The sequence below is a fragment of the Puniceibacterium antarcticum genome (assembly GCF_002760615.1).
Lineage (GTDB): Bacteria > Pseudomonadota > Alphaproteobacteria > Rhodobacterales > Rhodobacteraceae > Puniceibacterium > Puniceibacterium antarcticum.
In genome coordinates this window covers 141,856-159,643 of the sequence record NZ_AWWI01000182.1, presented here as the reverse complement: position 1 = coordinate 159,643, position 17,788 = coordinate 141,856, and the positions used below count along the sequence as shown (strand labels likewise).

General features: G+C 63.7%; 15 protein-coding genes. All 15 read left to right on the top strand.

The window, feature by feature from the left end; translation table 11 throughout:
- Nucleotides 1-81 precede the first annotated feature (81 nt).
- On the top strand, nucleotides 82-1,326 hold the full coding sequence (locus P775_RS26395) for an MFS transporter (protein WP_099913778.1): 1,245 nt from the start codon (nucleotides 82-84) through the stop codon (nucleotides 1,324-1,326).
- Nucleotides 1,327-1,398: 72 nt separating this feature from the next.
- Complete coding sequence (locus tag P775_RS26390; protein WP_099913777.1) at nucleotides 1,399-2,142, top strand: alpha/beta hydrolase; 744 nt, start codon at nucleotides 1,399-1,401, stop codon at nucleotides 2,140-2,142.
- A 51-nt stretch (nucleotides 2,143-2,193) separates the two neighbouring features.
- The gene (locus P775_RS26385) at nucleotides 2,194-2,619 is read left to right on the top strand and encodes a VOC family protein (protein WP_099913776.1); all 426 of its coding nucleotides are present in this window, start codon (nucleotides 2,194-2,196) and stop codon (nucleotides 2,617-2,619) included.
- 138 nt (nucleotides 2,620-2,757) lie between these two features.
- Nucleotides 2,758-3,723, top strand: a complete 966-nt coding sequence (locus tag P775_RS26380) for an ester cyclase (protein ID WP_099913775.1) — start codon at nucleotides 2,758-2,760, stop codon at nucleotides 3,721-3,723.
- A gap of 286 nt (nucleotides 3,724-4,009) precedes the next feature.
- Entirely contained in the window at nucleotides 4,010-4,723 is a 714-nt protein-coding gene (locus P775_RS26375; RefSeq protein ID WP_099913834.1) for an alpha/beta fold hydrolase, read from the top strand.
- Between the two features lie 233 nt (nucleotides 4,724-4,956).
- Nucleotides 4,957-6,123, top strand: coding sequence for a putative lipid II flippase FtsW (gene ftsW / locus P775_RS26370; RefSeq protein ID WP_099913774.1), 1,167 nt, complete (start codon nucleotides 4,957-4,959; stop codon nucleotides 6,121-6,123).
- Between the two features lie 45 nt (nucleotides 6,124-6,168).
- Complete coding sequence (locus P775_RS26365; RefSeq protein ID WP_099913773.1) at nucleotides 6,169-7,278, top strand: UDP-N-acetylglucosamine--N-acetylmuramyl-(pentapeptide) pyrophosphoryl-undecaprenol N-acetylglucosamine transferase; 1,110 nt, start codon at nucleotides 6,169-6,171, stop codon at nucleotides 7,276-7,278.
- A 26-nt stretch (nucleotides 7,279-7,304) separates the two neighbouring features.
- Nucleotides 7,305-8,702 carry a UDP-N-acetylmuramate--L-alanine ligase gene (gene murC / locus P775_RS26360; RefSeq protein ID WP_099913833.1) on the top strand — a complete coding sequence of 466 codons (1,398 nt, stop codon included), beginning with the start codon at nucleotides 7,305-7,307 and terminating at the stop codon, nucleotides 8,700-8,702.
- A 79-nt stretch (nucleotides 8,703-8,781) separates the two neighbouring features.
- Nucleotides 8,782-10,137 (top strand): hypothetical protein, encoded by a 1,356-nt coding sequence (locus tag P775_RS28315; RefSeq protein WP_180287598.1) that lies wholly within the window; start codon nucleotides 8,782-8,784, stop codon nucleotides 10,135-10,137.
- Between the two features lie 85 nt (nucleotides 10,138-10,222).
- Nucleotides 10,223-11,173: a UDP-N-acetylmuramate dehydrogenase gene (gene murB / locus P775_RS26350; RefSeq protein ID WP_099913772.1), complete on the top strand. Its 951-nt coding sequence runs from the start codon at nucleotides 10,223-10,225 to the stop codon at nucleotides 11,171-11,173.
- Nucleotides 11,174-11,287: 114 nt separating this feature from the next.
- A complete protein-coding gene (locus P775_RS26345) occupies nucleotides 11,288-12,166 on the top strand; it encodes a D-alanine--D-alanine ligase (protein WP_245875880.1) in 879 nt (292 codons plus the stop codon).
- Nucleotides 12,154-13,023 (top strand): cell division protein FtsQ/DivIB, encoded by an 870-nt coding sequence (locus tag P775_RS26340; RefSeq protein ID WP_245875872.1) that lies wholly within the window; start codon nucleotides 12,154-12,156, stop codon nucleotides 13,021-13,023. Before P775_RS26345 ends, P775_RS26340 begins: the two co-directional genes overlap by 13 nt.
- Entirely contained in the window at nucleotides 13,020-14,354 is a 1,335-nt protein-coding gene (gene ftsA, locus P775_RS26335) for a cell division protein FtsA (protein WP_099913770.1), read from the top strand. Before P775_RS26340 ends, ftsA begins: the two co-directional genes overlap by 4 nt.
- A 474-nt stretch (nucleotides 14,355-14,828) precedes the next feature.
- Nucleotides 14,829-16,502, top strand: coding sequence for a cell division protein FtsZ (gene ftsZ / locus P775_RS26330; RefSeq protein WP_099913769.1), 1,674 nt, complete (start codon nucleotides 14,829-14,831; stop codon nucleotides 16,500-16,502).
- 346 nt (nucleotides 16,503-16,848) lie between these two features.
- Entirely contained in the window at nucleotides 16,849-17,772 is a 924-nt protein-coding gene (lpxC, locus tag P775_RS26325; RefSeq protein WP_099913768.1) for a UDP-3-O-acyl-N-acetylglucosamine deacetylase, read from the top strand.
- The last annotated feature ends 16 nt before the right edge of the window (nucleotides 17,773-17,788 follow it).

The window sequence follows — 17,788 nt, the reverse complement described above, 5'->3', positions numbered from 1 at the left end:
GGAACCGGGTGTCAAGCGCGTGCGTTTCTCGTGGATCAAATTCAAGCAAGCAGAATTGCCAGCCAAAACGAAAGGGCCCCGATGGCCGATTTGAGCAAGGATCTTTACGGAACCGTCACCGATGATGATGGACAGGCCACCCAGCGCGAGGCGCGCAATGGTGGCAAACACATGGTGTCGCTGAGCCTGACCAAGGTGGCCGACGGGCTGATCGACCCCAAGCTGGTGCTGAGCTGGCTGATGAATGCGCTGGGCGCGCCTGCGGTGCTAATCGGCCTGCTGGTCCCGGTGCGAGAGGCGGGCGCGCTGCTGCCGCAGATGCTGATGGCGGGCTGGGTGCAGTCGCTGGAGCATCGCAAATGGGCCTGGGTGCTGGGCTGTCTGGGGCAGGGCGTGGCGGCGTTTGTGATCGCTTTGGCCGCGCTGATGCTGCAAGGCTGGATCGCGGGCGGTGTCATTGTCGCCGCACTTGCGGTGCTGGCGGTCAGCCGCGCGCTGTGCTCGGTCAGCTACAAGGACATTCTGGGCAAGACGATCCCCAAGACCCGGCGCGGCGCGGTCAAGGGGGTGGCGGGGTCCGTGTCTTCGGCGGCGGTCATCGTCTTTGCGCTGTTGCTGATGTCGGGGCTGTTGCAGGATGTGACGCCGCTGGCGCTGGCGGTCGGGTTTGCCGCCTGCCTCTGGCTGCTGGCGGCACTGCTGTTTTCACGGCTTGAGGAAGAGGCGTCAGAGCGCGGCGCGCGGGATACCCTCGATTTCACGCCGATCCGCGAGGATGCGCAGTTTCGCCGGTTCGTGGCTGTGCGTGGCCTGCTGACCGTGACCGCGCTGGCGCCGCCCTATCTGGTGCTGCTGGCGGGCGACAGTGCGTTGCAGGGGTTGGGGGCGATGGTGCTGGCCTCATCGCTTGCCGCTTTCCTCAGCTCTTATGTCTGGGGACGGCTGTCGGATCAGTCGTCGCGCCGGGTGCTGGCGCTGTCGGGTTTTGGCGGGGCGGTTGCGATGGCGCTGGCGGTCGCGGTGTCGCTGGCGGGCTGGGCCGGGCCGATCTGGGTTCTTCCGGTGATCCTTTTTGTGCTGATGATCGCCTATCAGGGGGTGCGCAGCGGGCGCGGCATCTATCTGGTCGACATGGCGCCCGAGGATGGCCGCGCGTCTTATGCCGCCCTCGCCAATACGCTGATCGGCGGGCTGCTGCTGGTCACCGGTCTGATCGGCGGCGGCCTCAGCTTTATCGGTCCCGTGGCGGCGCTGGCGGGGTTTGCCCTGCTCAGCCTTGCCGGGGGGGCGCTGGCGCTGGGGTTGAAAGAGGTCGAACAGGGCTGAAAAAGTTTGCCGCCCGCTCTGGCCTTGGCCTGTGCCGGTTGGCATGGTGCGCCAAAAGACAAAGGAGCGAGCATGGCAGAGGTCACCTATCTGGACAGCGCGGCGGGCCGGCGGCTTGCCTATGCCTACACCCCCGGACGCGGCCCCGTTGTGGTGTTCCTGTCGGGCTACAAATCCGACATGCAAGGCACCAAGGCGGTACATCTTGAGGCTTGGGCACAGGCGCAGGGCCGCGCCTTTCTGCGGCTGGATTATTCCGGACATGGGGTGTCGGACGGTGTGTTCGAAGACGGCTGCATCGGTGACTGGTCGGCGGATGCGCAGGCGGTGATCGAGGCGGTGACGGAGGGGCCGCTGGTGCTGGTCGGCTCCTCCATGGGGGGCTGGATCGGCTGTCTGTTGGTCAGGCGGCTGAGCCGCGTCGCGGGCTTTGTCGGCATCGCCCCGGCGCCGGATTTCACCGAAGACGGGTTCTGGGCCAGCTTTACCGAAGATCAGCGTGAAACCGTGATGAATGACGGCGCGGTGTCGCTGCCGTCTGATTACGGCGATCCCTATGTGATCACCCGCCACCTGATCGAGGATGGGCGCAATCATCTGGTCCTGCGGGGCGCGCTGGTGATGCCCTTTGCAGTGCGGCTGATGCAGGGGACCGAGGATACCGCCGTGACCCGCGACACGGCGCTGCGCTTGCTCGATCATATCGAGTCAGATGATCTGCGGCTAAGTTTCGTGAAAGGCGTCGATCACCGCTTTTCCGACCCCGCCTGTCTGCGGATGATCGAACAGGCGGTGGACGAGGTTTGCAGCGCTTGAAGTCCTTTGCAAACTGCAAAGGCGCATATTTGCAAATCGTAGGAGGGGGCCATGGAACAACGGATCAGTCTGATCACACTCGGCGTGCGGGATGTGGCACGCGCAGCGGCGTTTTATGACGCGCTGGGCTGGAAACAGGTCGAAACGTCAGATGCCATCAGGGTCTATGACCTGATCGGCCAAACCCTCAGCCTCTATCCGCTGGCGGATCTGGCCCGGGATATGGGCGTGCCGGTTGACCGGCTGGGCACTGGCGCGGCGACCTACAGCCACAATGTGCGCCAGCGTGATGATGTGTCTGTGCTGCTGCAGCGGGCAGAGGCGGCGGGGGCCGAGATCCTGAAACCGGCGCATGACGTGTTCTGGGGCGGGCATATCGGGTATTTTGCCGATCCCGAAGGGCATATCTGGGAAGTGGCCTGGAATCCTGCCTCGCCTCTGGCCGAGGATGGACGGTTTCGCTGGGAAGGGCACTGAGCGCGCCTGCCTTTGGTTGGGCAAGGTGACAGTTTCCTGAGCCGTTTTAACCCTTAATCAACCTTAATGGCGGGTTATGGGCCGGGTCGGTCCTGTGTTGTGGCCGGTACGATTTCGGCCAGGACAAGGGTGCGGGCAGTGCAGAATTTTGACCGGAAATTCCGGGACTTCCCCGATTACGTGCTGGGCACCACGGAAGAAATCTGGGAACGGCGCGGGCTTGGTCAACGGTTAAGCCATTATTGCCACCCAGAGGTAATCCAGCGCAGCCCGGCGGGGATCCTTTCTGGCACGGCGGCGGTTGCGGGCGAGCTGGTGGCGCAGCATTTTGCCTTTCCCGACCGGCGGGTGTTGGGCGAGGATGTGATCTGGTGCGGCAATGAAAAGGTCGGCATGCTGGGGTCACATCGCGCGCTGGTGGTGGCGCAATATGGCGGGATGGGGGCGTTTGCAGCCCCGGCAGGGCAGAAGCTGCAGTATCGTGAAATCTCTGAAATTTATGCCAAATCCAATTTGATCAGCGATATCTGGCGGGTGACCGACCGCGCGGCGGTCTGCACGCAGCTGGGCACGACCCCCCGCGATTGGGCACAGGGGCAGCTGGCGGCGCTGGACCCGGAAACCCAGCCCTTCCGCCCCGAGGTGGATGTGACGGGACCCTACACCGGCGGGGGCAACAAGAACCAGTGGGGTGCGGCCTTTGCCGATATTCTGGGGCGGATCATGTCGGGTGATTTTTCCGTGATCGCGGACCAGTATGACCGGGCCTGCCATCTGAACTATTCCGGCGGCCTGTCCGGCCATGGCTTTGAAGAGGCCGAGGTGTTCTGGCTGGGGCTGCGGGCATCGTTCCCGTCTGCCATATTTGAGGTGCATCACCAGATCGGGCTGGAGGCGCCGCATATGCCGCCGCGCGCCGCACTGCGCTGGTCGCTGAGCGGGGCGCATGACGGCTGGGGCCGTTTCGGGCGGCCGAGCGGCGCCCATGTGCATGTGATGGGTATGAGCCATGCGGAGTTCGGCCCCTGGGGGCTGCGGCGGGAATGGAGCCTGCTGGACGAGGTGGCGATCTGGACCCAGATCCTGCAGCATCAGGGGGGATGAGGTCGCTTGCGGTGCGCCGCCGCGATGGCGCGGATGTCCAAGAGGCCGCTCACCCCGCAGGCGTTGCGGGAGCGGGGCCGTTTTGACGGGCTGATCCGCACATAATCGGCCAGACGCGCTTTCCATTGCCGCGATCTTTGTTAGGGTTGCGCAAACACCGGGCATAACCCGGGATCAGGAGCGCGCCCATGACCAAGCACTGCACAGCGCCGCGATGCGGCCTGTCCCCGCAGGACGTTCGCCCGAACGTCTTTCTGGCGTGTGGGCAGAGTTGCGGGATGCACCGGTGAAGGAGCCTCTGGTCCTGTTGCCCGACATGATGTGTGATGCGCGGCTGTTCGCGCCGCAGATCGCCGCCTTTTCCCGCGACACCGCCGTGATGGTGGCCCCGATCACCGGGGGAGAGCGGATCGAGGAAATCAGTTCGGATCTGCTGTCGGTGCTGCCGGCAAAATTTGCACTGGCCGGGGCAGGGATGGGTGGGGCCATCGCGATGGAGCTGCTGCGCCGCGCGCCAGACCGGATCACGCGGATCGCGCTGATCGCCACCACACCGCTGGCCGAAACGCCGCAAGAGGCCGCCGCGCGCGAGCCGCAGATGATCGCGGCCAAGACCGGACGACTGGGCGAGATCCTGCGCGAGCGGCTCAAGGCTGCGGGGATAGGTCCGGGGGCGGGGCGGATGCCGGCGCTGAACATGGCGCTGAGCATGGGGGCCGATCTGGGGGCAGAGATTTTTGTGCGCCAATCGCGCGCGATGCAGCGGCGGCGCGATCAGCAAACCGTGCTGCAGCGCTGCGCGATACCCGCGCTGGTGCTGTGTGGCGCGCATGACACGGTGACCCCGGTCAAGCGGCACGTGTCGATGGCGGATTTCCTTCCTGCGGCCGAGCTTGTCGTGATCGACGCCGCCGGACATCTGCCCAGCCTGGAGACGCCGGAAGAGACCACAGAGGCGCTGGCCGACTGGCTGAAGCGCCCCGGCGCTGCCCGGCGCTAACGTGCCCGCGCCGCCCGGCGCTGACTCTGCGCTGATCTGGCAACGCGCCTTGCGCAGGCAGGTGTCGCCGGCCCCGCCCTGTGGCGATGCTTCGCGGCGGGCAAAGGACCGCTTGCAGGGGCTGACAGAGCTGGCTGCCGCCTGTTTCCTCTGGCTTGCGGTTCGCAAATTCGCTAGAGTTCTGCTCAGACCCGGAAAACCGGGCGTTTTGAGGCAGTGATGGCGGTATTTCCATGACCGAGATGGTTTACGGCACGGTTTCCGTGCGCGACAGCGAACCCGTGTTGCCCAAGTGGTGGCGCACCGTCGACCGATGGTCGCTGTCCTGTATCCTGATGCTGTTCGGCATTGGGATCCTGCTGGGCCTTGCGGCGTCGCCGCCGCTGGCCGAGCGCAACAATCTGGCCCCCTTCTACTATGTGGAACGTCAGGCCTTCTTCGGCTTTCTGGCGCTGACGGCGATGTTTCTGACCTCGCTCGCCTCTCCGGTGTTTGTGCGGCGCATGGCGGTGATCGGCTTCCTGTGTGCCTTTGTGGCGCTGGCGCTGCTGCCTTTTTTTGGGACGGATTTCGGCAAGGGGGCGATCCGCTGGTATTCGCTGGGCTTCGCTTCGCTGCAGCCGAGCGAATTCCTCAAGCCCGGCTTTGTTGTGGTGGTCGCCTGGATGATGGCGGCGAGCCAAGAGGTCAACGGCCCCCCGGGAAAGCTCTGGTCCTTTGCGCTGGCGGTGGCGATCGTGCTGATGCTGGCGCTGCAGCCTGACTTTGGTCAGGCCTGTCTGGTGTTGTTCGGCTGGGGTGTCATGTATTTCGTCGCCGGGGCGCCGATGCTGCTGCTGCTGGGCATGGCGGGCATGGTCGTCTTTGGCGGCACCTTTGCCTATGAGCATTCCGAACACTTTGCGCGGCGCATCGATGGCTTTCTGAGTCCCGAAATCGACCCGAACACCCAGATCGGCTATGCCACCAACGCCATTCAGGAGGGCGGCTTTTTCGGGGTCGGTGTGGGCGAGGGTCAGGTGAAATGGTCGCTGCCCGATGCGCATACGGATTTCATCATCGCCGTTGCGGCCGAGGAATACGGCCTTGTTCTGGTGCTGTGCATCCTTGCCATCTACGCCGCCATCGTGGTGCGCAGCCTGATCCGGCTGATGCGCGAACGCGATCCGTTCATCCGGCTGGCCGGGACCGGTCTTGCCTGCATGTTCGGCGTTCAGGCGATGATCAACATGGGCGTCGCCGTGCGCCTGCTGCCCGCCAAGGGCATGACGCTGCCGTTTGTGAGCTACGGCGGGTCTTCGCTGATTGCGGGGGGGATTGCCGTCGGGATGCTGCTGGCCTTTACGCGGGCACGCCCACAGGGTGAAATCGGCGACATTCTGAGAGGACGCACAAGATGACGACACGATCGAACAGGGCGCCATGTTGCGCCCTCTGGTTGGGCCATGCCTGAGCAGAAACAACCGCTGCTGGTGATCGCAGCGGGCGGAACCGGCGGCCATATGTTCCCCGCACAGGCGCTGGCCGAACTCATGCTGCGGCGCGGCTGGCGGGTGAAGCTGTCGACCGATGCGCGCGGCGCCCGTTACACCGGCGGCTTTCCCCATTCGGTCGAGATCGAGCAGGTCGCGTCAGCCACCTTTGCGCGGGGCGGTGTGATGGCAAAGCTGGCTGTGCCGTTCCGGGTGGCGCAGGGTGTGCTGTCGATGGCGGTAAACATGCTGCGCGACCGCCCGGCGGTGGTGATCGGCTTTGGCGGCTATCCCAGCATCCCGGCGCTGGGTGCTGCGCTGCTGATGGGGCGGCCGCGGATGATCCATGAACAGAACGGCGTGCTGGGGCGGGTGAACCAGATCTTTGCCAAACGTGTGAACACCGTCGCCTGCGGCACCTGGCCGACCGCCCTGCCCGACGGGGTGGCCGTCGTGCATGTGGGCAATCCGGTGCGCCTGTCGGTGCATGAACGCGCTGGCGTGCCCTATATTCCGCCGGGGAATTATCCGATGTCGATCCTGGTGATCGGCGGTTCGCAGGGTGCGCGCATTCTGTCCGATGTGGTGCCCCCCGCCATCGCCGCCCTGCCGATGGAGGTGCTGCAGCATCTGCGCATCTCGCATCAGGCGCGTGACGAAGACGGCGAACGGGTGGCGACGTATTACGCCGAACACGGCATCAATGCGGATGTGCAGCCTTTCTTTCACGACATTCCCACCCGGATGAGCGAGGCACAGCTGGTCATCTCGCGCTCTGGCGCGTCCTCGGTCGCGGACATCAGCGTGATTGGCCGCCCCTCGATCCTCATCCCCTTTGCTGCCGCCACCGGCGATCACCAGACCGCCAATGCCCGGGGTCTGGTCGATGCCGGCGGCGCGATCTCGATCCCCGAGAGCAAGCTGAGCGTTGAGAGCCTGTCGGACTCCATCCTGGCGGTGCTGGATAACCCGGCGGGCGCTTTGCAGATGACACAAGCTGCGTTGTCGGTGGGCCGCCCCGACGCGGCATCAGACCTCGCGGCCCTGGTCGAGGAACTGGCAGAGCAGGAGCCAAGAACATGAACAAGACAGTCAGAGGATCCGAGATGATGCTTGCTGCAACCAAGCTGCCCGGCGATGTCGGGCCGATCCATTTCGTCGGCATCGGCGGCATCGGCATGTCCGGCATTGCCGAGGTGCTGCTGAACCTCGGCTATGTGGTGCAGGGCTCTGACCTCAAACGTTCCAAGATCACCGACCGGCTGGAAACACTGGGCGCCGAGATCTTTGAGGGGCAGGCGGCGCAGAACCTGCAAGGGGCCGAGGTTGTCGTGATCTCGTCCGCCATCAAGCCGGGCAATCCCGAACTGGACGAGGCGCGCCTGCGCGGCCTGCCGGTGGTGCGCCGGGCCGAGATGCTGGCCGAACTCATGCGGCTGAAATCCAACATTGCCGTCGCGGGCACCCATGGCAAGACGACCACCACCACGCTGGTGGCGGAACTGCTGGTGGCCGGTGGGATCGACCCGACTGTGATCAACGGCGGCATCATCCACAACTATGGCTCGAACGCCCGCATGGGCGAGGGCGAATGGATGGTGGTCGAGGCGGACGAAAGCGACGGCACCTTCAACCGGCTGCCCGCCACCATCGCCATCGTGACCAATATCGACCCCGAACATATGGAGCACTGGGGCGATTTCGACGCGCTGCGCAAAGGCTTCTATGACTTTGTGTCGAACATCCCGTTCTATGGCCTTGCCGTCTGCTGCACCGACCATGCCGAGGTGCAGGCGCTGGTGGGCAAGGTCACCGACCGCCGCGTGATGACCTATGGTTTCAACGCGCAGGCCGATGTGCGCGCCGTGAACCTGACCTATGCCAAGGGTGTGGCGCATTTCGACATCGCCTTGCAATCCGAAGGGCTGCGGATCGACGGCTGCACCCTGCCGATGCCGGGGGATCACAACGTGAGCAACGCCCTGTCGGCGGTGGCCGTGGCGCGCCATCTGGGCATGGCGCGGGACGAAATCCGCACGGCGCTTGCGGCCTTTGGTGGCGTCAACCGGCGCTTTACCCGGGTGGGCGAGGTGAACGGTGTCACCATCATCGACGATTACGGCCATCACCCGGTCGAGATTGCCGCTGTGCTGAAAGCCGCGCGTCAGGCAACCGAGGGCCGCGTCATCGCCGTGCACCAGCCACACCGCTATTCGCGCCTGTCCGCCTTGTTCGAGGATTTTTGCACCTGTTTCAACGATGCGGATGTGGTGGCGATTTCCGATGTCTATGCCGCCGGAGAGGAGCCCATTCCCGGCGCCACCCGCGACGATCTGGTGGTCGGTCTGATCCGCCACGGCCACCGCCACGCCCGCGCCCTGCATGACGAGGCGGATCTGGAGCGGCTGGTGCGCGAACAGACCCAGCCGGGCGACATGGTGGTCTGCCTTGGCGCCGGGTCGATCAGTGCCTGGGCCAATGCGCTGCCGGGCAAGTTGTCTGTCTGACACTCGCGTCTGAGTGCCCTGTGGCAGGGGGGCGCTGCCCCCCGTCCTTGCGGACTCCCCCCGGGATATTTTTGGGCAGATGAAGGCGGGGGGCTGCTGCGCGCAGGGGGCGGTTTCGCTGGACGCGGGCGCAGGGCCGGGGCAGTCTGCGGATATGGTTGAGATTTCGGATATCACGGACGAAGAGAGCCTGAAGGCCTGGCTGGAGGCTTTGCCACAGGAGACCGAGGCCGAGCAGGCCGAGGCGCGGCGGTTTGCTGTGACGCTGGCCGTACGGGCGGCAGCGCGGGTGCTGCCGCTGTATTGGCGATGGAGTCTGGGCGCGGATTTGCGGAAACGTGATCTGACCGCTTTGCCGGTTTTGCGGTGTCTTTTGATATCATCCGTTGCGGCTCTTATACCAACAGCTAATCTCTGGGCTAAACCCGCCGCCGACGCCGTCATCTACGTTGCCTACAATAACAATGTCGATGATGCCTCCCGCGCCGCCGAAGGCGCCGCTCTTGCCGTTTTCCACGCTGCCGAAGCCGCTGCTGCCGTCAAAGAACACGCCGCCACCGCCGCTGAAGCCGCCGCCCATGACCAAGCCGCCGACGCTGAATCCAACGCCGCCCTCATCTACGGACATGCGGTCGTCGTCTATTCCTCCGCCTCCAACTCCACCTTCCAATCCGTCAAATCTGTTGCCTTGTCCACCTCCTCCGCCGACGCCGGTTTGAGGGCTGTGCGGCATGATTGTCTGGCTTTGAGCCGAGGTCAGGATGTGTTCGCGCAGAGGCTCTGGCCTGAAGAGTCGCGCTTTGCCGAAGAGTGGGATGACATCAAGCAGGCGCTTGCCACGGGCGGCACAGATCCGACGCCCGAAGATGACTGGCGGTTCTGGTTGGCGTGGTATGATCATGCGCTGAACCCACAGGGCCAGCCGCCGAACTGGACCATGCTCGAAGAGATCGCGCTGATCGACGCAAACATCTGGGACGCCGGGCCGAAAGAGGCGCTGCCGGTGATCAATGCGATCTGGGAGCGGTATCAGCTCGTTGGCGAGGCTATCGATTTGCGGGAGGCATTTTCGTCAGTAAGGTCAGCCAACGCATCGGCCATTCAACGCTCGCACAACAATCCGCCAGAATTGCTGGATGCTTCGCAGCCCGTTGCACACGCTGTCAGTTCAGTTGCGCAGAGCCTTGATGAGACAATTGAGGGATTGTCAAACCCGTCGCCGGACAAGACGCGGCTGGCCAAAATTGCACATGAAATGCTCGCAGCGCTTAAGGCAATCGGTTCATATTGTGGCAAGGTTCTCGATACTGTGACGATGGCGGGCGCGCAGGCGGTTGGGACCGGCAGCGGAGTCTATATTGTTGATCATTACCTGCTGAGCGGCAGGCTTTTGGAATTTGCTCACCGGCTGCTGCAATATTCCAGCGGGCCTTAGAACAGGCTGAAGTTCCACAAGGTGGGTGGTGTTTGGCACAGTCATGGACTTGCCTAGTCGCGTTCCGCCGTTTAGCACCCGTCTCATGACCCAGACCCTTCCCCCTGTGCGTGGCACTCTGACTGCGCAAAAGCCGCTTGCTGATCTCACCTGGCTGCGCGTGGGCGGGCCGGCGGACTGGGTGTTTCAGCCTGCGGACCTGGACGATCTGCAGGCGTTTCTCCGGGAGCTGGCGCCGGGGATCGAGGTCTTTCCCATGGGGGTCGGGTCGAACCTGATCGTGCGGGACGGGGGCTTGCGGGCTGTGGTGATCCGTATGGGGCGGGGGTTCAACGGGATTTCGGTCGACGGCAATCGCGTGACCGCCGGTGTGGCCGCGCTGGATGCGCATGTGGCGCGCCGCGCGGCAGAGGCGGGGGTGGATCTGACCTTTCTGCGCACCATTCCCGGGGCGATCGGCGGGGCCTTGCGCATGAATGCCGGCTGTTACGGGTCCTATGTCAAGGATGTGCTGGTGTCGGCGCAGGCGGTGACACGGCAAGGCGCGCTGGTGACGCTGAGTGCGGATGATCTGAACCTGCGCTACCGGGACAGCGATCTGCCTGAGGGCTGGGTGCTGATCAGCGCGACCTTTGAGGCGCCCTTGGGTGAGCCCGACGCGTTGAATGCGCGGATGACCGCCCAGATTGCCAAGCGTGATGCGACCCAGCCGACCAAAGACCGCACGGCGGGCAGCACATTCCGCAATCCGGCGGGGTTTTCCAGCACCGGGCGGGCGGATGATGTGCACGACCTCAAGGCCTGGAAGGTGATTGACGATGCGGGCATGCGCGGCGCACGGCGCGGCGGGGCGCAGATGAGCGAGATGCACAGCAATTTTCTGGTCAATACCGGCGGCGCAACAGCGGCAGATCTGGAAGGGCTGGGAGAAGAAGTCAGAAAAAAGGTTTTCTTACAGAGCGGAATAGAGCTAGAGTGGGAAATTATGCGTGTCGGCGAAACGACACGCGTCAAAGAGGCCGAAACAGACCTCTGACAAGAAAAGACGCGGCCACAGGCAGGCCGCAGCCAAGAACAAGGGCAACAAGCCCGGGACAGAATGAGGCGGTTTGGGATGTCGAGCAGGACACTCCCGAAAGTGGTGGTGCTGATGGGCGGGCCCTCGGCTGAGCGCGATGTTTCGCTCAGCTCTGGGCGCGAATGCGCGGCTGCTTTGAGGGACTATGGATATCATGTGATCGAGGTCGATGCCGGCCCGGATCTGGCGCAGCGTCTGACGGATGCAGCACCCGACGTGGTGTTTAACGCACTGCATGGGCGCTGGGGCGAAGATGGCTGTGTCCAGGGTCTGCTGGAATGGCTGCGCATACCTTATACCCATTCCGGTGTTCTGGCCTCGGCTCTCGCCATGGACAAGGACCGCAGCAAACAGGTGTTTCGCGATGCCGGACTGCCGGTGGTGCAAAGCGTGCTGGCCCTGCGCGACGAGGTGCGCCGCGCCCATGTGATGGCGCCGCCCTATGTGGTCAAACCCAACAACGAAGGATCCTCGGTCGGCGTCTATCTGGTGAACGAGGCCGCAAACGGCCCGCCGCAGCTGTCTGATGACATGCCAGAGATGGTGATGGTCGAGGCTTTTGCGCCGGGGCGCGAGCTCACCACCACGGTGATGGGGGACCGCGCGCTGACGGTCACCGATATCCTGACCGACGGCTGGTATGATTACGACGCGAAATACAAACCCGGCGGGTCGCGCCACGTGGTCCCGGCAGAGATCCCGCCTCAGATCTTTGAGGCCTGCCTTGACTATTCCCTGCGCGCGCACCGCGCACTGGGGTGTCGCGGGCTGAGCCGGACAGATTTCCGCTGGGATGAAAGCCGGGGCCTTGACGGGCTGATCCTGCTTGAGACGAACACCCAGCCGGGCATGACGCCGACCTCACTTTCGCCCGAACAGGGGCAGGTGCTGGGCATCAGCTTTCCCGAGCTGTGCTCCTGGATGGTCGAGGATGCCTCTTGCCACAGATAAGCCGGTCTGACCCTGCACCGTCGCGGTTGCGCTATCGTCTGCAACGCATGATGCTGACGCCGCTCTACCGGCGTCTGCTGCGGATCGGTCTGCCTCTTGCCATCGTCTTTGGCGGCGCCGCCCTCTGGTTCTCGGATCAGGGCAACCGCGACACGGTGTTTGGCATGGTCACGGAACTGCGCACCGCTTTTGAACAGCGTCCCGAATTCATGGTGACGGAAATGGCGATCAGTGGCGCGAGCGCAGGCGTGGCCGAAGAGGTGCGCCGGGTGCTGACCGTGGCATTGCCGATCTCGTCCTTTGAACTGCCGCTGGATGCCATGCGCGAAAAGGTCAATGGGCTGGACGCGGTCGAAAGCGCGCGGCTGCGCATTGCCCAGGGCGGCATTCTGCAGGTCGATGTGGTGGAACGGCTGCCGGTGGTGGTCTGGCGCTCTGAAGACGGGCTGGAAATTCTGGACAAGAACGGCGTGCATGTGGGCAGCCTTGTGCATCGCGGCGAATATCCGGATCTGCCGCTGATCGCCGGACTCGGCGCGGACAAATATGTGGGCGAGGCGCTGGCGTTGCTGGCGGCGGCGCAGCCGCTCTTGCCCCGGCTGCGCGCGGTGCAGCGGATCGGGCAGCGGCGCTGGGATGTGGTGCTGGACCGCGATCAGCGCATCCTGCTGCCCGAAACCGGCGCGGTGCAGGCGTTGGAACGCGCCATTGCGATGGATCAGGCGGTGGACCTGCTCAGCCGGGATTTGCAACTGGTCGATCTGCGCCTGTCGCAGCGGCCGACCTTGCGGCTGACGGAATATGCAATTCAGGAATTGCGCGAAATGAAGACGATGAAAGTTGGGGATAACAGATGATCGAGCTGTATGAATCGCAGCGCGCCATGCGCAACATGCGCAAGGCCGCGATGCAGAGGGGCGTGATTGCAATTCTGGATGTCGGATCGTCCAAGATTGCCTGCCTGGTCCTGCGATTTGACGGCTCGGAAAAGGGCGGGGACACTGACGGCATCGGCTCGCTGGCCGGGCAGTCGGGTTTTCGCGTGATCGGCGCGGCGACCACCCGGTCGCGTGGTGTGCGCTTTGGCGAAATCGACGCCATGGGCGAAACCGAACGCGCCATCCGCACCGCCGTTCAGGCCGCGCAGAAGATGGCGCAGATCCGGGTTGACCACGTCATCGCCTGCTTTTCTGGGGCCGAGCCGCGCTCTTACGGGCTCGATGGCAAGGTCGAGCTTGAAGGCACCACCGTGTCCGAACAGGATATCGCCCGCGTGCTGAGCGCCTGTGACGTTCCCGATTTCGGCCATGACCGCGAGGTGCTGCACGCCCAGCCGGTGAACTTTGCGCTCGACCACCGCTCTGGACTTGCCGATCCGCGCGGTCAGCTGGGCCAGACGCTGAGCACCGACATGCACATGCTGACGGTCGAAGGCATGGCGATCCAGAACCTTGCCCATTGCGTGAAACGCTGCGATCTGGAACTGGCGGGCATTGCGTCCTCGGCCTATGTCAGCGGCGTCTCGGCGCTGGTCGAAGATGAACAGGAACTGGGGGCCGCCTGCATCGATCTGGGCGGTGGCGCAACCGGCGTTTCGATCTTCATGAAGAAACACATGATCTATGCAGATGCGGTGCGCATGGGCGGCGATCACGTGACCGGCGACATCTCTATGGGCCTTCAGGTGCCGATGGCGACGGCCGAACGGATCAAGACCTTTTACGGCGGCGTCCATGCCACCGGCATGGATGATCGCGAAATGATCGAGATCGGCGGCGACACAGGTGACTGGCATCACGACCGCCGCACCGTCAGCCGGGCCGAACTGATCGGCATCATGCGCCCCCGGGTCGAGGAGATCCTCGAAGAGGTCCGCGCCCGTCTGGACGCCGCCGGGTTCGAGTACCTGCCCAGCCAGCAGATCGTGCTGACCGGCGGGGCGTCGCAGATCCCGGGGCTTGACGGTCTGGCAAGCAAGATCCTTGGCCAGCAGGTCCGTCTGGGCCGCCCGATGCGCGTGCATGGTCTGCCGCAGGCGGCAACGGGACCGGGTTTTGCCAGCGCGGTGGGCCTGTGCCTGTTCGCAGCACATCCGCAGGACGAATGGTGGGATTTCGAAATCCCGGTCGAACGGTACCCGGCACGGTCCCTGAAACGGGCGGTGAAGTGGTTCCGCGACAACTGGTAAAGGCCACGGGGCGTGCCCGGCGCAGGCGGTTTTTGGCCCCTGGCGGGCAAGACGCGCCTGGCGGTGCGCGGCGGGGGGCGGGACGGCTTGCAAAGAACCGCCGAAGGGGCAATTCGCCGTCACAAAGCGCATGACTTTCCCCTGAAAGTAAGCGATATTGCCCAAGACGCCCGACAGAGGCGTGGTGCACAGCACGATGAGGCGACTGGCGGTCGAGCAGCGACCCCTGACAAGAAGACAGAATTCGGGCGCTCCGGGCGTATCTCTGGGGTGTCGATAGGTGTGTCAGGCCCTCAAACCACTACCACTAGTCATAAACCCAAGCAGTTGGCAGAAAATAGCCTGAATAAGCTACAATTTGTGGTATTTTCTAAGTTTTTGCGTGACGTGAGGGCGCTGTCTTGTTAGAATTTAACAAAACCGATGGCAGCAAGCCCGATGAAATCGGGCGGTAAATACAGGCGGACAACTTAAATGGCACTTAACCTTACAATGCCCGGACAGGAAGACTTGAAACCCCGCATCACGGTGTTCGGCGTTGGTGGGGCCGGTGGCAACGCGGTCAATAACATGATCGAGAAAGAGTTGGACGGCGTCGATTTCGTGGTCGCGAACACCGATGCTCAGGCTCTGCAGCAAAGCAAGTCCATCAGCAAGGTCCAGCTGGGCATCAAGGTGACCGAAGGTCTGGGGGCAGGGGCCCGCGCAAGCGTTGGCGCCGCCGCAGCCGAAGAAAGCATCGAGCAGATCGTCGACCATCTGGCGGGTGCGCATATGTGTTTCATCACCGCCGGCATGGGCGGTGGCACCGGGACGGGCGCGGCACCGATCATCGCGCAGGCTGCGCGTGAATTGGGTGTACTGACCGTCGGTGTTGTGACCAAGCCCTTCCAGTTCGAAGGCAACAAGCGGATGCGTCAGGCCGAAGCGGGCGTCGAGGCGCTGCAAAAGGTCGTCGATACGCTGATCATCATTCCCAACCAGAACCTCTTCCGTCTGGCGAATGAAAAGACCACTTTTACCGAAGCCTTCTCGCTGGCCGATGACGTGCTTTATCAGGGCGTCAAGGGCGTGACCGACCTTATGGTGCGTCCGGGCCTCATCAACCTCGACTTTGCGGATGTGCGCGCCGTGATGGACGAGATGGGTAAGGCGATGATGGGCACGGGCGAAGCCGAGGGCGAAGATCGCGCCATCCAGGCCGCCGAAAAGGCCATCGCCAACCCGCTGCTCGACGAAATCAGCCTGCGCGGCGCCAAGGGTGTTCTGATCAACATCACCGGCGGTCACGACCTGACGCTGTTCGAACTGGACGAAGCCGCCAACCGCATCCGCGAAGAAGTGGATCAGGACGCGAACATCATCGTCGGCTCGACTCTCGACAGCACGATGGAAGGCAAGATGCGCGTCAGCGTTGTTGCGACAGGCATCGACGCTATGGATGTGAACACCGAAGTTCCAGTGGCGCGCCGCTCGCTTGCCCAGCCGCTCAAGCAGCAGGTCGATGCGCCGCTTGCCGCCGCACCGGCACCCGCGCCCCTGCAGCCAAGGCCGGCTGCCAAGCCCGCGCCGAAACAACCCGTCGCCGCACAGCGCGCAGAGCTCGAGTATGAGGACGAGGACGAGCACACAGCGCCGTTCAACGGCGTCACCGCTCAGCAAGAGCGTCATCAGGCGTCGTTCGAGCAAGAGGGACGCTACAAGTCCGCAGCTCAGGATGACGGTCTGCCGCCCCCGGCCTACAAGCCCAAGGTTGCGCAGTTCCAGCCCCGCTCCGATATCGAGGCAGAGCCGGACACTTTTGTCGCCCCGCGCGCCCCGGCCCCCGGCACCCCGTCGCAGGAAACAATGTCACGCCTTCAGGCCGCTGCCGCCCGCGTCCGTCCGAATCAGCCCCAGGGCATGGGACGTGCCGCAGCGCCAGCTGCACCGGAACCTGCGGAAAGCGATCGCAACCCGCGCTTTGGCATCAACTCTCTGATCAACCGCATGACCGGCCACGGCCAGGACACACAGGCGCACCGCCGTCAGCAGCCGCCGGTTCAGGCGCGCCAGACCCAGCAGCCGGACCCGATGATCGACCAGGAACCCGACCCGGATCAGGAGCGGATCGAGATCCCCGCATTCCTGCGTCGTCAGGCAAACTGATCTAAGGCGTTTCGGGTTTAACCTCAGGCAACGGGCATCGGATTTCGCGTTCGACCAAACGGATAGACAGTTAATATCCGATCAAAGTTTAACCCGAAACGTTATGGATCACGAAAAATCAACACGTTGTGACGAAAGCGCCCCCAAATTCCGGGGGCGTTTTTATGTTTGAGATCAACAGGTTCCCTAGGGGTTTACGGTCTTGCGCAACTAAGCGCCGACACGCACACAGCGATGTTTCAGTCCGTTGCAATCTTTGATTTGAGACAACAGGCTTGACCCTTTATCTGAAGTCCAAGCGTTAACGGACCTTTGCCGTGCGACGCAATGACGTGAGGATAAAGCCGTGCAGACAACCATCAGATCAGCGATTTCGTTTACGGGTGTGGGACTCCATTCCGGCAAACCCGCGCGTCTGACCATTTGTCCCGCTTCGGCCGAATACGGTGTCTGGTTCAAACGCACCGATATCGCCGTCGGGGATGCCATGGTTCCGGCCCGCTGGGACGCAACCGAACACACCCCGCTGTGCACCCGCATCTGCAACCGTCTCGGGGTATCCGTCTCGACCATCGAACATGTGATGGCCGCGCTTGCAGGCTGCGGCATCCACAATGCGCTGATCGAAATTGACGGCCCCGAAGTACCGATCCTTGACGGATCCGCCGCCCCCTTTGTGCGCGGCATTCTGGCACGCGGCGTGCGCGAGTTGAACGCCGATGTGCGTGTGATCGAGATTCTGAAAAAGGTCGAGGTCAAGACCGATCAGGGCTGGGCGCGGCTGGAACCGGGTTCGGGCGGTCTGACCATGGATTTTCACATCAACTTTGCCGACCGGGCCATCGGGACACAAAATAAATCGCTCGACATGCGCAACGGCACCTTCGTGCGCGAACTCTGTGACAGTCGCACCTTCTGCCGTCAGGCGGATGTCGATGCGATGCGCGAAAAGGGCCTGGCCCTGGGTGGCACAATGGACAACGCCGTTGTTGTCGATGGCGACCGCGTGCTCAGCCCCGGTGGTCTGCGCCACAAGGACGAGGCTGTGCGCCACAAGATGCTGGACGCGCTTGGCGATCTTGCGCTGGCCGGGGCACCCATTCTGGGCCATTACACCGGCCACAAGGCGGGTCACACGCTGACCAACCTGCTGCTGCGCGAACTGTTCAACACCCCCGGCGCCTATCGCATGACCTTGGTTTCTCAGGAAACTGCAGCGCGTCTGCCCGGTGCAGGCGTGGAGCGGGCCGAGATTCCGGCAGTGGCCTGAACCGGTCAGTACAGTT

Excerpts from the sequence above, each read along its gene's own strand:
- P775_RS26395 (WP_099913778.1), top strand. The coding sequence starts at position 82 with ATGGCCGATTTGAGCAAGGATCTTTACGGAACCGTCACCGATGATGAT.
- P775_RS26390 (WP_099913777.1), top strand. The coding sequence starts at position 1,399 with ATGGCAGAGGTCACCTATCTGGACAGCGCGGCGGGCCGGCGGCTTGCC.
- P775_RS26385 (WP_099913776.1), top strand. The coding sequence starts at position 2,194 with ATGGAACAACGGATCAGTCTGATCACACTCGGCGTGCGGGATGTGGCA.
- ftsW (WP_099913774.1), top strand. The coding sequence starts at position 4,957 with ATGACCGAGATGGTTTACGGCACGGTTTCCGTGCGCGACAGCGAACCC.
- P775_RS26365 (WP_099913773.1), top strand. The coding sequence starts at position 6,169 with ATGCCTGAGCAGAAACAACCGCTGCTGGTGATCGCAGCGGGCGGAACC.
- murC (WP_099913833.1), top strand. The coding sequence starts at position 7,305 with ATGCTTGCTGCAACCAAGCTGCCCGGCGATGTCGGGCCGATCCATTTC.
- P775_RS28315 (WP_180287598.1), top strand. The coding sequence starts at position 8,782 with ATGAAGGCGGGGGGCTGCTGCGCGCAGGGGGCGGTTTCGCTGGACGCG.
- murB (WP_099913772.1), top strand. The coding sequence starts at position 10,223 with ATGACCCAGACCCTTCCCCCTGTGCGTGGCACTCTGACTGCGCAAAAG.
- P775_RS26345 (WP_245875880.1), top strand. The coding sequence starts at position 11,288 with ATGGGCGGGCCCTCGGCTGAGCGCGATGTTTCGCTCAGCTCTGGGCGC.
- ftsA (WP_099913770.1), top strand. The coding sequence starts at position 13,020 with ATGATCGAGCTGTATGAATCGCAGCGCGCCATGCGCAACATGCGCAAG.
- ftsZ (WP_099913769.1), top strand. The coding sequence starts at position 14,829 with ATGGCACTTAACCTTACAATGCCCGGACAGGAAGACTTGAAACCCCGC.